The 13,327-nt window shown below is 62.0% G+C and carries 12 protein-coding genes; 5 read left to right on the plus strand and 7 right to left on the minus strand.

What is annotated here, in order from left to right; genetic code table 11:
- Positions 1-7 precede the first annotated feature (7 nt).
- From AC1DLT_RS08855 to AC1DLT_RS08870, 4 genes are all read right to left on the minus strand, one after another.
- Positions 8-1,177 carry a pyridoxal phosphate-dependent aminotransferase gene (locus AC1DLT_RS08855; RefSeq protein ID WP_477486505.1) on the minus strand — a complete coding sequence of 390 codons (1,170 nt, stop codon included), beginning with the start codon at positions 1,175-1,177 and terminating at the stop codon, positions 8-10.
- 92 nt (positions 1,178-1,269) lie between these two features.
- The gene (gene smoA / locus AC1DLT_RS08860; protein WP_038549682.1) at positions 1,270-1,803 is read right to left on the minus strand and encodes an NADH-dependent FMN reductase SmoA; all 534 of its coding nucleotides are present in this window, start codon (positions 1,801-1,803) and stop codon (positions 1,270-1,272) included.
- Complete coding sequence (locus AC1DLT_RS08865) at positions 1,803-2,711, minus strand: aldo/keto reductase (protein WP_477486506.1); 909 nt, start codon at positions 2,709-2,711, stop codon at positions 1,803-1,805. The genes smoA and AC1DLT_RS08865 overlap by 1 nt, the downstream gene beginning before the upstream one ends.
- On the minus strand, positions 2,711-3,868 hold the full coding sequence (locus AC1DLT_RS08870) for an LLM class flavin-dependent oxidoreductase (RefSeq protein WP_477486507.1): 1,158 nt from the start codon (positions 3,866-3,868) through the stop codon (positions 2,711-2,713). The genes AC1DLT_RS08865 and AC1DLT_RS08870 overlap by 1 nt, the downstream gene beginning before the upstream one ends.
- Before the next feature lie 103 nt (positions 3,869-3,971).
- Between AC1DLT_RS08870 and AC1DLT_RS08875 the strand changes: the two genes are divergently transcribed.
- Both AC1DLT_RS08875 and AC1DLT_RS08880 read left to right on the plus strand, forming a co-directional pair.
- A complete protein-coding gene (locus tag AC1DLT_RS08875) occupies positions 3,972-4,676 on the plus strand; it encodes a GntR family transcriptional regulator (protein WP_477486508.1) in 705 nt (234 codons plus the stop codon).
- Positions 4,642-6,690, plus strand: coding sequence for an alpha-glucosidase (locus AC1DLT_RS08880; RefSeq protein WP_477486908.1), 2,049 nt, complete (start codon positions 4,642-4,644; stop codon positions 6,688-6,690). Before AC1DLT_RS08875 ends, AC1DLT_RS08880 begins: the two co-directional genes overlap by 35 nt.
- 177 nt (positions 6,691-6,867) lie before the next feature.
- Here AC1DLT_RS08880 and AC1DLT_RS08885 read toward each other — a convergent pair whose 3' ends face one another.
- The 3 genes from AC1DLT_RS08885 to AC1DLT_RS08895 are packed head-to-tail and all read right to left on the minus strand — an operon-like array spanning position 6,868 to position 9,865.
- Positions 6,868-7,509, minus strand: a complete 642-nt coding sequence (locus tag AC1DLT_RS08885) for a ThuA domain-containing protein (protein WP_038545888.1) — start codon at positions 7,507-7,509, stop codon at positions 6,868-6,870.
- A gap of 18 nt (positions 7,510-7,527) precedes the next feature.
- On the minus strand, positions 7,528-8,631 hold the full coding sequence (locus AC1DLT_RS08890) for a Gfo/Idh/MocA family protein (protein WP_477483434.1): 1,104 nt from the start codon (positions 8,629-8,631) through the stop codon (positions 7,528-7,530).
- Positions 8,632-8,665: 34 nt separating this feature from the next.
- Positions 8,666-9,865, minus strand: coding sequence for an ROK family transcriptional regulator (locus AC1DLT_RS08895; protein WP_038545882.1), 1,200 nt, complete (start codon positions 9,863-9,865; stop codon positions 8,666-8,668).
- A 232-nt stretch (positions 9,866-10,097) separates the two neighbouring features.
- Here AC1DLT_RS08895 and AC1DLT_RS08900 point away from each other — a divergent pair, with 232 nt between their 5' ends.
- From AC1DLT_RS08900 to AC1DLT_RS08910, 3 genes are all read left to right on the plus strand, one after another.
- On the plus strand, positions 10,098-11,393 hold the full coding sequence (locus AC1DLT_RS08900) for an ABC transporter substrate-binding protein (RefSeq protein ID WP_477486509.1): 1,296 nt from the start codon (positions 10,098-10,100) through the stop codon (positions 11,391-11,393).
- Positions 11,394-11,513: 120 nt separating this feature from the next.
- Complete coding sequence (locus tag AC1DLT_RS08905; RefSeq protein WP_405029287.1) at positions 11,514-12,440, plus strand: carbohydrate ABC transporter permease; 927 nt, start codon at positions 11,514-11,516, stop codon at positions 12,438-12,440.
- A gap of 79 nt (positions 12,441-12,519) precedes the next feature.
- On the plus strand, positions 12,520-13,317 hold the full coding sequence (locus AC1DLT_RS08910; RefSeq protein WP_155414659.1) for a carbohydrate ABC transporter permease: 798 nt from the start codon (positions 12,520-12,522) through the stop codon (positions 13,315-13,317).
- The last annotated feature ends 10 nt before the right edge of the window (positions 13,318-13,327 follow it).

Genomic DNA, 13,327 nt, shown 5'->3' on the forward strand with positions numbered 1-13,327 from the left:
CGGCGGATTACCGGCTGCGGATATAGTCGCTGAGCCGGTTCGCGGCATCCTCGACCTGCAACGGATCGCGCAGGAAACAGGCGCGCATGAAGCCTTGTCCGCCCGGGCCGAAGGCGGTTCCCGGCGCCAATCCGACGCCGGTCTTGTCGACGATCCTGAACGCCTCCCCGCGGCTGTCGGTGACACCGTCGATCTTCAGGAAGGCATAAAGTGCGCCCGCCGGTTTCAGCGTTTCCACCCGGTTGGTGGCAATCAGCGCGTCGCAGAGGATGTCGCGGGATTTCCGCGCCCGTTCGATATTGGTGCGGACGAAGTCGTCGCCCTGTTCGAGGGCGGCAATCGCGCCCTTCTGCATGAACTGGGCGACGCCGGATGTCGAATACTGGATGAGGTTGGTCAGCGTCTGGCCGATTTCAGCGGGCGCGACCATCCAGCCGACCCGCCAGCCGGTCATGCACCAGTTCTTCGAGAAGGAATTCGCAAAGATGATTCGGTCTTCCGGCTCCATGATGTCCATGAAAGACGGCGCGCGGGCGCCTTCGAAATAATAGAGGCCGTAGATCTCGTCGGCGACGATCCACAGGCCGTGCTTGCGGGCGAGTTCGAGGACGGCCTTGAGGTCGTCATGCGTCGCGGTCCAGCCGGTCGGGTTGGACGGCGAGTTGATGAAGAGGGCGCTGGTCTTCGGTGTGATCGCTGCCTCCAGCCGGTCGATATCGAGCGCCCAGCGACCGTCGGTAAAGTCGAGTTCGACGGTCACCGGCTTGGCTTCCGAAACACCGATGGCGTTGACGACATTCGGCCAGGCAGGAGAGAGGTAAACGATTTCGTCGCCGGCGGAGGCGACGGTCTGGATGGCGAGCACGATCGACTGCATGCCGGAGCCGGTGACATAGATGTTGTCGACCGACAGGTCCCGTCCGTAGTGCCGCTGGTAATAACGCACGATCGATTCGCGGAGCGCCGGGATACCCTGCGTCCAGGTGTAGAAGGTTTCGCCGGCGAGCAGGGCTTCGCTGGCGGCGCGGGTGATGAAATCGGGCGTCGGCAGGTCACCTTCGCCGATCCAGAGCGGCATCAGGTTTTCGCGGCCTCGGGCATAGGTGACGATCTCGCCAATGCCGCTGCGGGGCGCTGCTGCGGCGCGGGCGCTGATCTCCGGTCTGATGATTGTCATGGATTGCCCTGTCGGTCCTGCTGGTTTGTCGCAAAACTGACTTGGCCCAACCGCGCCCGCGGGTCAATATTTCCCGTGCCGGATTTTAATGTTTACTGGCTGGTGGTGCTCGCGAAACGGCCGAAAGTGCCGCGAGAGAAACACAGCGGATCGCCTTCGCGGTGGGCTGCGCGCAACACGCGGCCGAGGATCAGCGTATGATCGCCGGCATCGTGCATCGAGGACAGCTCGCATTCGAAACGGGCGAGCGTGCCGGGTATGACCGGCACGCCTTCACGGTTCAGGTTCCAGCAAAGCTCCTCAAAGCCGAGACCGCCGCGGGTGAACCGGGCGCTGAGCAGATCCTGGTCGGCGCTGAGCACATGGATGGCGAAATGGTTCGCCGCCGTGAAGGCGCCATGACGAGACGAGCTCTTTGCCGGCGACCAGAGAACGAGCGGCGGATCGAGCGACACCGAGGTGAAGCTGTTGACCGTCATGCCGATCGGGCCATCCGGCGTTGTTGCCGTCACCACAGTCACACCGGTCGTGAACGCCCCGAGCGCGTTGCGATAATGCCGCGCGGTCGATGCATCCGGAACGAAGATCTGTTCGCTGGATATGCTTGCGGTGTCAGCAGTGATCATCATGGCACCTGCTTTCCGGTTGCGGCTGTGTAGAGTTCGAACCAGGTCTGCCGATCGATGGTAACCTTCAAGGCGTCCGCGCTCGTCGCGATGCGCGCGATATTGTTGGTTCCGATGATCGGAAGAATGTTTGCCGGGTGATGCAGCAGCCAGGCGAGCGCCACAGCCGACGGATCGACGCCTTGTTCTGCCGCCACCCGTTCCAGCACGGCCATCAAAGGCTGGTGTTCGGGTTTGAAAATGCCGCCGCGGGCGAGCGGTGACCAGGCCATCGGCGCGATATTGCGCTCCTGCAGATAGGCAAGATCGCCATTGGTGAATACCTCGGCAGCGAGGAGGCTGATCTCGATCTGGTTGGTGACGAGTTCGGCTTCCATGGAGGATTGCAGCAGCGAGAAATCCCGGGGGCGGAAATTCGAGACGCCGACGGCACGCACCTTGCCGGATACGACCAGTGCATCGAGCGCCGGGCCGGTTTCGTCCGGATCCATCAACGGGTCGGGCCGGTGGATCAGCAGCAGATCGATATAGTCCGTCGCCATGTCACGCAGCGAGGCCTCGACCGAGGCGGTGATATGGGCAGCGCTCGTATCGTAGTGCTTGCCGCGGACGGCGGAGTGGCGGCCAGCCGGCGCGACGATGCCGCATTTGGTGACGATCTCGATTTTGTCGCGCAGCGAAGGCGAGGCCTTCAGCGCCCCGCCCAAAATCGCTTCCGCCGTATAGCCGCCATAGATATCGGCCTGGTCCATGGTGGTGATGCCCTGCGCCAGGCAGGCTTCGATCTTCGCCTGAACATGTTTCGGCGAGGTATCAGCATCGTCGCCGATCCGCCACATGCCATAAACGAGGCGGCTGAGCTGGAGATCGGGCGAAAGTTGAATGCGGTCTAGGTGATGAGGGGCCATCAGTGTCGTCTCCCGTTGCCGAGCGGCGTTGGGGGTGTCTCGGCCGGCACGCGGCCATAGGCATGCGGCAGCGAACAGGTCTTGAGCTCGGGCAAGACTTTCTGGCCGAAATGTTCCGCCTCGTCGAGATGCGGGTAGCCCGAAAAGATGAAGGCCCGGATGCCCATCTTTTTGTAGGTCTCGATTTCCGAAAGCACCTGGTCGGCGGAGCCGACAAGTGCTGCGCCGCAGCCGGAGCGAGCCCGACCGATGCCGGTCCAGAGGTGAGGTTCGACGTAGCCGAACTTGTCGGCGAGTTCGCGGGCCTTCGCCTGATGCGAAACGCCGAGCGAGGTGCTGTCATGGGCGCGGCTGCGGATCAACTGGCCGTATTCGTCGTCCAGCTTGGAGACGAGGTGTTCCGCATATTCGCGGGCCTCCTTTTCCGTGTCGCGGACGATCATGTGGACGCGCAGGCCGTAGTCCAGCGTCCGGCCATGGGCGGCGGCGCGGGCATGGACGGCCTTCATGCGTTCGGCCAACTGGTCCCTGGTTTCCGGCCACATCAGGTAGACGTCGCATTGGGCGCCGCAGAGCTCCAGCGCATCCGGCGAATAGCCGCCGAAATAGAGAAGCGGGCCGCCGTTCTGCTGGTAGGGGCGTGCGGGCTCGGTGGTGATACCCTTGAAATTGTAGACCTCGCCCTCGTGGTCGATCGTGTCGCGGGTCCAGGCCTGGCGCAGGATCTGCACGACCTCATGGCTGCGGCGATACCGAAAGGCGCTGTCGGCGACTTCGCCGGGGAAATCGGAGCTGATGACGTTGAGCGTCAGCCGGCCCTTCAGCATGTGGTCGAGCGTGGCGACCGTGCGGGCGAGCATGATCGGCTGCATCTCGCCGCAGCGGATGGCAGCCAACAGATTGATCCGGTTTGTGATTTGCGAGGCGGCTGCGGCGAAGCTCAGCGTGTCCTGGCCGACCTGATAGGACGAGGGGCAGAGGATGTTGCGGAAACCGAGCGTCTCGGCGCGCTGGACGATGTCGGAGCAATGTTCCCAGCTGGACTTCAACGCGTCATCCGGGGCGCCGAGATAGGCGTAGTCGTCTGAGCACAGGGCGGCGAACCAGGATACCTCGGCGGCATCGAGATCCTGTGATGTTATGGGCACGACGGTCATCAAAATTCTCCTCGACTCCTGGGACTTGAATATCATCCGCGTTCGTGTAAATCAATAGTGTATCAATTTGAATGCGTCATTCCTCAGGGAGGGGGAACGGCTTATGGACAGTTATCCGGGCAGCCTGCCGATCTATCTGCAAATCGCCGAACTTCTGGTTCGCGATATCGCGGCCGGTCGGCTTGTCGACGGCGAGAAGCTGGCGCCCGAGCGCGACATGGCAGTGCAGCTCGGCATTGCGGTCGGCACGTTGCGCAAGGCGCTGGCGGAACTGCAGAACCGCGGGCTGCTGGAGCGGGTGCAGGGATCCGGCAACTATGTCCGGGCGATCAGTGATCCGAAGAGCGTTTATGCGATGTTCCGGCTGGAACTGATCCAGGGCGGCGGTCTGCCGACCGCGGAATTGCTCGACGTGATGCGGCTCGACAAACCCAAGGACTTGCCGAGGTTCGGCTTTTCGCCGGAAGGGCATCGCATCCGCCGCATTCGTCGGCTGTCGGGCAAGGTCGCGGCGCTCGAGGAGATCTGGCTCGACGGTTCCTATGTGGCGGCGATCACCCCGGAAGACCTGTCGGAATCGCTTTATCTCTACTACCGCACGCGGCTCGGTCTTTGGATCGTCCGGGCGGAAGACAAGATCGACCTCGACACCGTGCCCGATTGGGCGCCACCGGCCTTCGGCCAGAAGCCGGGCGCGCCGATCCCCCATGTGCTGCGGGTGAGCCAGGCACAGGACGGCGCCGTGGCCGAGGTTTCCCGCACATGGTTCGACCATTCCGTGGCGCGATACGTATCGCGGCTGCGGTAGACAACAATCGAGTACCGACAAGATGAAATTCGAAACGACACAAGACGGTTTTTCCATATCGCTGAATGGCCGCAGCATCCTGCGGCACAGCGCTGCCTCGCCCTGCATATTCGTCGGCCATGGGCAGGAGCGAATGGACATGTACCGCGGCAATTTCGAGGTCGAGGATTACATCGTCGAGCGCAGCGCCCTGCGCCATGCGGAGGTCGCCGGCAATGTGGTCAGCCTCTCGGAGGCCGAGGGCCGGGCGCCGCGGCTGGAGCTGACGGTCTCGGAAACCGCCGTGCATTTCCGGTCATTGGACGAGACGATCAACCGCTTCTGGATCCGAATCCATGCGGACAACGACGAGCATGTCTGGGGCGGCGGCGAGCAGATGTCCTATTTCGACATGCGCGGACGCCGCTTTCCGCTCTGGACCTCGGAGCCCGGCGTCGGTCGCGACAAGACGAGCGAGATCACCTTCAAGTCCGACCTGAAGGACAAGGCGGGCGGCGACTATTACAATACCAACTACCCGCAGCCGACCTATATTTCCTCGGCGCGCTATGCGCTGCATGTGGAGACGACCGCCTATTCCGTCTTCGATTTCCGGCGCAAGACCTTTCACGAGATCGAAACCTGGGCGGTGCCGGAGCGGATCGAGCTGTTTGCCGCGCCGAATTTCGCCGAGTTGGTCGAGGCCCTGTCTCTGCGGTTCGGGCGGCAGCCGGAACTGCCGGACTGGGTCTACAAAGGCGCGATCATTGGCCTCAAGGACGGCGTCAATTCCTTCGAGCGGCTGGAAAAGATGCGCAATGCCGGCGTGCAGGTCTCCGGTCTCTGGTGCGAGGATTGGGTCGGGCTTCGCCAGACCTCGTTCGGATCGCGGCTGTTCTGGGACTGGCAGGCGAATGACGAGCGTTATCCGGACTTGCGCCAGCGCATCGCCGAGCTGAACGGCGAGGGCATCCGCTTCCTCGGTTACGTCAATCCCTATCTCTGCGTCGACGGCTCGCTGTTTCCGGAAGCGGAAGCCGCGGGTTATTTCGCCAAGGATCAGCTCGGCCGCACGGCGATCGTCGATTTCGGCGAGTTCGATTGCGGCGTCGTTGATTTCACCAATCGGGAAGCGGCCGACTGGTTCGCCGAAGAGGTCATCGGCCGCCGCATGCTGGATTTCGGCCTGACCGGCTGGATGGCCGATTTCGGCGAATACCTGCCGATCGATGTGGAACTTGCGAACGGCATCGATGCCAAGCTGATGCACAACGCCTGGCCGACCCTCTGGGCCGAAGTCAACGCCAAGGCGATCGCCAGCCGCGGCAAGACGGGCGAGGCGCTGTTCTTCATGCGGGCCGGCTTTACCGGCGTGCAGAAACATTGCCCGCTGTTGTGGGGTGGCGACCAGTCGGTGGACTTCTCGCGCCATGACGGGCTGGTCACGGTGATGTGCGCCGCGCTTTCGTCAGGCCTGCTCGGAAACGCCTATCACCATTCCGATATCGGCGGTTATACGAGCCTGTTCGGCAATGTCCGCACCCCGGAACTGCTGATGCGCTGGGCCGAGATGGCGGCCTTCACACCGGTCATGCGCAGCCACGAGGGCAACCGTCCGCGCGACAATATCCAGATCGACCAGGACCCGGAAGTGCTGGAGCATTTCGCCCGGATGACGCGGATCTACGTGCATCTGGCGCAGTACCTGAAGACGCTGTCCAAGGAAGCCGCCGCCCGTGGCCTGCCGGTGCAGCGGCCGCTCTTCCTGCATCACGAGCATGACCCGAAGACCTATGCCATTCAGGATGCCTATCTTTACGGCCCGGAATTGCTGGTGGCACCGGTCTGGCATGCGGCGCAGGAGGTGCGGAGCGTCTATCTGCCGGAAGGCACGCGCTGGGTGCATGTGTGGAACGGGGTCGAATATACAGGTGGGGAAGAGGTGACGGTTGCGTCGCCGATCGGTTGTCCGCCGGTCTTTTATCGGACGGATGCGGCTTTTGCGGAGATGTTTGCGGCGTTGAGGGAAATGTGAGGCGCTGCGGTAAATTCCCAATCTCCCCCTTTGTGGGAGATGTCACCGGAGGTGACAGAGGGCGGCGGTGCAGCGAACTCAACTGCAGAAGAGTGCCCGCAGCACCCCCCTCTGCCCTGCCGGGCATCTCCCCCACAAGGGGGGAGATTGGTGTGCCGCACGGTCGTCAATTCCGCCTCACCGCGCCGCCCAGTTGGCACCGCGGCGGAAGATCGTCTTCATTTGCGGCACGTCGAATTCCTTGGCCTGGTGGCCGAGGGAGGAATAGAAGACGCGGCCCTCGCCGTATTTCCGCTTCCAGACGACCGGCATGACGACGCCGTCGATCCAATAGGCATGGTCGCCGGTAAACGTCGTCGTCGCCAGCACCTCGTTCGAGGGGTCGACATGCATGTAATATTGCTCGGACGTGTAGGGGAAATCGGCGATACCCTCCATCAGCGGGTCGTCGGGCCTCGTGATGTTGACCGTATAATCGATGATATTGCCGGGATGGGCGACCCACTGGCCGCCGATGATGAATTGGTAGTCGACCGACTCGCGGAACGCGTCGCCGGCGCCGCCGTGATAACCGGCGATGCCGACGCCGTTCTGGACGGCCGCAGCGAGGTTCTTCACTTCTTCCTTCTCGATTTTCGACATCGTCATGATCGGCACGATAAGGCTGAGGTCATGGATCGAGGGATCGGCGAAAGCCTCCGTCGAATGCTCGAGATAGACCTTGAAACCGTCTTCTTCGAGCATGTCCTTGATGATTTCGGCACATTCCTGCGGTTCGTGGCCGCTCCAGCCGCCCCAAACGATGAGTGCTTCACGCATTTTAGTCTTCCTCCAGAATTATTTCGCTAGCTGGCCGTCAACAAGCGATTCCGACAGCGGAGCAGGGCGCTCCGTGGCCGTGGTGATCTTGATCGTGCGCCCTTCGGCGGAGGCCGTATGGAAAGCCTCCATGACCTCCAGCACATGCAGCGCCAGATCGCCGTTCGCTCGGTGCGGGCGGTTGGAGCGGATCGCGTAAGCCAGGTCCGCAACGCCGATCGAGCGATAGTTGCCGTCCGCATAGGGCAGGGTCACGGGCTGATCCTCGAACTGGCCGCCCTTCTTCAGGTAATCGACCGGACCGGCGAAGCGGTTCGGGTCCGGTACGATCAGTGTACCCTCGGTGCCGTAGACTTCGAGCGGCACATGTTTGTGGCCGGCGACGTCGAAGCTCATGCCGATCTGCACGACCGCGCCGTTCGCAAAGGCCATGACACCGGCCACATGGGTCGGAACATGTACCGGAATGCGCTCGCCGTTGCGCGGCTCGCTGGTGATGATGCGCTCCTTGCGGGGCGTCACCGCGAAACCCGCCACCTGCGACACGGGGCCGAGCAGGTTGACGAGGTCGGTGATGTAATAGGGACCCATGTCGAGCATCGGACCGCCGCCGACCTCGTAATAGAAGGCCGGGTTCGGGTGCCAGCGCTCGTGGCCGGGGCACATGAAAGTCGCGGTGCCGCCGACGGGCAGGCCGATGACGCCCTGGTCGATCAGTTCTCGGGCGGTCTGGTGGCCGCCGCCGAGGAAGGTGTCGGGGGCAGCGCCGATGCGCAGGCCCTTGGCCTTTGCGGCCTCCGCCAATTTTTTCCCTTCCGCGAAATTAATCCCGAGAGGCTTTTCAGAATAGGTGTGCTTGCCCGCGTCGAGCGCCTGCAGCCCGACGGCGACATGCGCCTTGGGGATCGTCAGGTTGACGATGATCTCGACCTTCGGATCGGCGAGCAATTCGTCGACCGTACGGGCCCGGAGGTTGAATTCGGAGGCTTTCGCCTCGGCCAGATCGCGGTTGAGATCGCCCAACCCGCGGATATCGAGGATCGGAAAAGCGGATGTCATCGCCTTCAGATAGGCGCCCGAAATATTGCCGCATCCGATGATGCCGATACCGACTTTGTCCATTGTTTCCTCCCGATGAATGCTGAAGCTTGGCGCGTCAGAGCGCCGGCCCGGTGGTGCTCCAGGGCGATTCGTAAAGTTCGTAAAGTGCTACGGCCGCCGCTCCCTGCGCCCAGAAATCATCCGTAGAATCGTCAAAGACGAGTTCGCTGACGCCTTTCAGCGACGGCGGAATGGCGAGTGCATAGGCATCGCGCAGGCTGTTCAGGAACGGTTCGCCGAGCGCCAGTGACGAGCCGACGAGGATGACCCGTGGTGGCGCAAACAGCGTCACGATATTGGCTATCGTCAGCCCGACGGCCTCGCCGGCGCGAACGGCCGCGGCGATCAGCCGGTCGTCGTCGGCCTGGATGAGCGCCTGGACATGGGTCATGCCGCGGCCGAGCCTCACTGCTTCGGCAAAACGTCCGTCCGCCTGCTGCTCGCCGAGGATGGCGCTCTCGCCCGCCTGGCTCGAAAGCCGCACGATGCCTTGCGGACCGGTGCCGAGCACGAGATCGCCGAGATTGTGGCTGAGGCCGCCGGCACCGCGGAAAAGCCGGTTGCCATGCAGCACGCCGAGACCAAGCGTCTGTTCGAGCGAGATCAGGACCATATCCTGCAGATCGCGGGCCTTGCCGAACCAGTGATGGCCGAGCGTGATGGCATGTGCGTCACTCTCGACGATGGTCGGCGTCGAGAGGCGCGTCGACATTTCGGTCGCAAAATCGATGTTGATCTCGCGAAAGATCGGGCTTGAACGGACATGCCCGGTACGGTGTTCGATGACGCCCGGAAGCCCCAGGCAGACGCTGTCGACATCCTCCAGCGACAGGCCGGCATCGACGACACAGCGGCGCACGCCGTCTTCGACGAGATCTGCGATGACTGCGATCGGCTGGCGGTCGATCCGGATCGGCAGGGTGAGCTTGGAGAGCACGTCGCCGCGGAAATTCGTGACGACGAAGACCATGCGGCTTGCGGCGATCTTGGCGCCGACGACGCGGGCGGCATCCGGATTGACCTCCAGCATGACGCGCGGCCGGCCGCGCACCGCCTCGTTGCGGATATCACCTTCGTGGCGGGTCAGGATCAGCCCATCATCGAGCAGGGAAGCGGTGATGGCGGAAACGGTGGTCGTGGAGAGTTCCGTGCGCTCGGAAATTTCGACACGGGAGATGGGACCGCGCCGCCGGATCGTATCCAGCACGCTGAGGCGATTCATCGCACGCATGAGTTCCGGATCGGCGGTTTTCATCTGTTCTGCGCACTCGTCGGCTTCTGCACCGAACTGCTATTTAATTCGAGGTGCAAATTAAATTCGCTTTGTTCTAGAGCCGATTTTGTGCGGCATGCAATAGGTAAAAGCAGAGAATGGCGCATTTTTTGCCAAAATCGGCCAATCTCGTGCAGGGCTATTGACAGATGCGTTGGGCTTGCCGATTATTTAATTCGGATACAGGAATAAAGCTTTGGGAGGAGCGCCTTCAATGTCCAACAGATACTACAGGATGCGTCTGATTTCCGCGACCGCTGTTGCTCTCGCGGGTGGGCTGTTTACGGCCAGCGTCGCTGCAGCGGACAGCGTCATTCGCTGGATGCATGTCGAGCAGGTGCCGGCGAACATCACGGTCTGGAACCAGATCGCCAGGGATTTCGAGGCCAAGCATCCCGGCGTCAAGGTCGAGATGCAATTTCTGGAAAACCAGGCCTTCAAGGCGAAGCTGCCGACGCTTCTGCAATCGAAAGACGCGCCAAGTATCTTTTATACCTGGGGCGGCGGCGTCCTCAAGGCGCAGTCCGAGACCGGCACGCTGCGGCCAATCAATGCGGCGATCGACGCGAACGGGGGGGAATGGCGCAAGTCGATCAATGCCTCCGCCGTCGATGGCCTGACCTTTGACGGCAAGGTCTGGGCTTCGCCCGTTAGGACCGGCCTCGTTTCCTTCTATTACAACAAGGAACTATTCAAGAAGGCCGGCGTCGACGCCTCGAAGATCGCGACCTGGGACGATTTCCTTGGCGCTGTCAAAACGCTGAAACAGGCCGGCGTGACGCCGATCGCTGGCGGCGGGCGGGACAAGTGGCCCCTGCATTTCTACTGGAGCTATCTCGCTATGCGCGAAGCGGGGCAAAAGGGCTTTGCCGACGCCAAGGCCGGCAAGAACGACGGCTTCGCCGGCAAGCCTTTCGTTAAGGCCGGCGAACGCATGGCCGAGCTTGGCAAGCTTGAGCCATTCCAGAATGGCTATCTGGGTGCGACCTGGAACGACGCGCTTGCGACATTCGGCGATGGCCGTGCCGCGCTCATTCTGAGCTTCGAAAATACGCCCTCGACCCAGGCGTCGAATTCGACGAGCCGCAAAGGCCTTGCCGACGACAATATCGGTCGCTTCCCGTTCCCCGTCGTCAGCGGAGGGGCTGGTGTGACCACCGACAGTTTCGGAGGTCTCAACGGATGGGCGGTCACCAAGAATGCGCCGCCTGAAACCGAGGAATTCCTCCGTTACATGGCAAGCGCCGACGTACAGAAGCTTCTCGCCAGGGATACGCTGATCATGCCCGTTGCCAAGGGTGCGAGCGAAGCGATCTCCAAACCGCTGGTGAAGGAAGTTGCCGAAGCTCTTGGCAAGGAAACCTGGCACCAGAACTTCCTCGACCAGGATCTCGGTCCCAATGTCGGTGCGATCGTCAACGACGTCAGCGTCGAAGTGGTCTCCGGCAGCATGAAGCCTGCTGCCGCGGCGCAGCAGATCGAGGACGCCTACTCCCTCGAACGAAAGTAAGCGCAGCGCCGGCGCTCCCGCTCCCCTAAGGTTCCAGCAACCCTGGGAGCGCCGGTTCCCGTCCTCGCCTGACGGCGTCTCGCAGCCCGAAAGGCTCGAAAATCGATGAGCGATATGCTGATGTCTGCCAATGCCATCCCTTCCGGGAATACACTTGTGGTAGCGCGGCGCCGCAAGCGGTCTCTTGCCAACAGCAAGTGGCCGGTGCTGATCCTGTTCCTGCCGCCGGCGCTTCTTCTGTTCACGGTGCTGGTCATCCTGCCCATGGGCGAGGCCGCCTGGTATTCCTTCTATAACTGGAACGGCTATGGCAGCCCGACGCAATGGGTCGGCTGGCGCAATTATCAGCTCATTTTCCGCAATAGTGCCTTCACCCAGGCCCTGATCAATAACGGCCTGATCGTTCTCGCCTCGCTCTGCGTGCAGGTGCCTCTGGCGCTCTGGCTGGCGACGATGATCTCCAGCCGGATCAGGGGTGCGCTGTTCTTCCGGCTGATCTTCTTCCTGCCCTACGTGCTTGCGGATGTTGCAGCAGGGATGATCTGGCGTTTCGTTTATGACGGGGATTTCGGTCTCGTCGCCGGTATCTCGCATTTCATTGGCGTCGAACCACCCTTCTGGCTCGCCGACCGCGACCTGGCAATGTACGCGATATTGGGCGTCATCGTCTGGAAGTATTTCGGTTTTCACATGATGCTCTTCATCGCCGGCCTGCAGGCGATCGATAAGAGCGTGCTGGAAGCGGCTGACATCGACGGTGCGACCGGTTTCCAGAAATTCCGGCTCGTGACGCTGCCGCTGCTCGGCTCCACCGTGCGCCTCTCCGTCTTCTTCGCGGTCGTCGGTTCGCTGCAGCTTTTCGACATGATCATGCCGCTCACCGGCGGCGGTCCGTCGAACTCGACGCAGACGATGGTGACGTTCCTCTACAATTTCGGGGTGACCCGCATGCAGGTCGGGTTCGGCAGCGCCGTCGGCGTGGTGCTGTTCGTGATCTGCGTGACGCTCGCCTTCAGCTACAAGCGGGTGTTCATGCGCAATGACTGATATCTCGACAGCACAGCCCATCGATGCCGCCAGCGCGCCGACGTCCGGCCAGCGGATCCGCGCCGGTACGCAGGTCTATATGTACATATCGCTGATCATCGTGGCGGCAATCGTGGTGGTGCCGCTCATCAGCACTGCGCTCGGCGGCTTCAAGACCCTCGGCGAACTGCGCGGTAATCCTTTCGGCCTGCCGACGGAATGGCAGTGGTCGAACTACACCGACATCATCATCAGCAAGCGCTATTGGCTGCAGATGAGCAATTCGCTGATCATCGCCCTGTTGACGGTGTTCCTGACATTGACCTTCGGTGCCATGGCAGCCTTCTGCTTCGCACATATCCGCTTCTTCGGCACCGATTATCTGGTCAACTATTTCCTGATCGGGCTGATGTTCCCGGCAGCGACGGCCATCCTGCCGCTCTACATCCGCATCCGCGATCTGGGGCTCATCGATACATATTGGGGCGTGGTGCTGCCGCAGGTGGCGTTCGGCATGGGCATGAGCATCATGCTGTTCCGAAACTACTTCCGCAATTTGCCATCCGAGCTCTTCGACGCGGCCTTCGTCGACGGCTGCGGATACATGCGATTCTTCTGGCACATCACGCTGCCGCTGTCGCGGCCGATCATCGCCACCGTCGGCATCATCTCCTTCGTCAGCAGCTGGAACAGTTATATCGTGCCGCTGATCATGCTGAATTCCGAGAGCCGTTACCCCTGGCCGCTCGGCATCATGATCTATCGGGGCGAATTCAGCACCGAATGGCAGCTGGTGCTGGCCTTCATCACGCTCACCATCCTGCCAACCATCATCGCCTTCTTCCTGGCCCAGAAGCACATCATCGCCGGTCTGACCGCCGGTGCGGTGAAGTCCTGAGCCCCGACCC

The organism is Neorhizobium sp. 05N33 (assembly GCF_056397445.1).

What these genes read in the sequence shown, in the direction of transcription:
- AC1DLT_RS08855 (WP_477486505.1), bottom strand. Translation starts at nt 1,177, where the DNA reads ATGACAATCATCAGACCGGAGATCAGCGCCCGCGCCGCAGCAGCGCCC.
- smoA (WP_038549682.1), bottom strand. Translation starts at nt 1,803, where the DNA reads ATGATCACTGCTGACACCGCAAGCATATCCAGCGAACAGATCTTCGTT.
- AC1DLT_RS08865 (WP_477486506.1), bottom strand. Translation starts at nt 2,711, where the DNA reads ATGGCCCCTCATCACCTAGACCGCATTCAACTTTCGCCCGATCTCCAG.
- AC1DLT_RS08870 (WP_477486507.1), bottom strand. Translation starts at nt 3,868, where the DNA reads ATGACCGTCGTGCCCATAACATCACAGGATCTCGATGCCGCCGAGGTA.
- AC1DLT_RS08875 (WP_477486508.1), top strand. Translation starts at nt 3,972, where the DNA reads ATGGACAGTTATCCGGGCAGCCTGCCGATCTATCTGCAAATCGCCGAA.
- AC1DLT_RS08885 (WP_038545888.1), bottom strand. Translation starts at nt 7,509, where the DNA reads ATGCGTGAAGCACTCATCGTTTGGGGCGGCTGGAGCGGCCACGAACCG.
- AC1DLT_RS08890 (WP_477483434.1), bottom strand. Translation starts at nt 8,631, where the DNA reads ATGGACAAAGTCGGTATCGGCATCATCGGATGCGGCAATATTTCGGGC.
- AC1DLT_RS08895 (WP_038545882.1), bottom strand. Translation starts at nt 9,865, where the DNA reads ATGAAAACCGCCGATCCGGAACTCATGCGTGCGATGAATCGCCTCAGC.
- AC1DLT_RS08900 (WP_477486509.1), top strand. Translation starts at nt 10,098, where the DNA reads ATGTCCAACAGATACTACAGGATGCGTCTGATTTCCGCGACCGCTGTT.
- AC1DLT_RS08905 (WP_405029287.1), top strand. Translation starts at nt 11,514, where the DNA reads ATGTCTGCCAATGCCATCCCTTCCGGGAATACACTTGTGGTAGCGCGG.
- AC1DLT_RS08910 (WP_155414659.1), top strand. Translation starts at nt 12,520, where the DNA reads ATGTACATATCGCTGATCATCGTGGCGGCAATCGTGGTGGTGCCGCTC.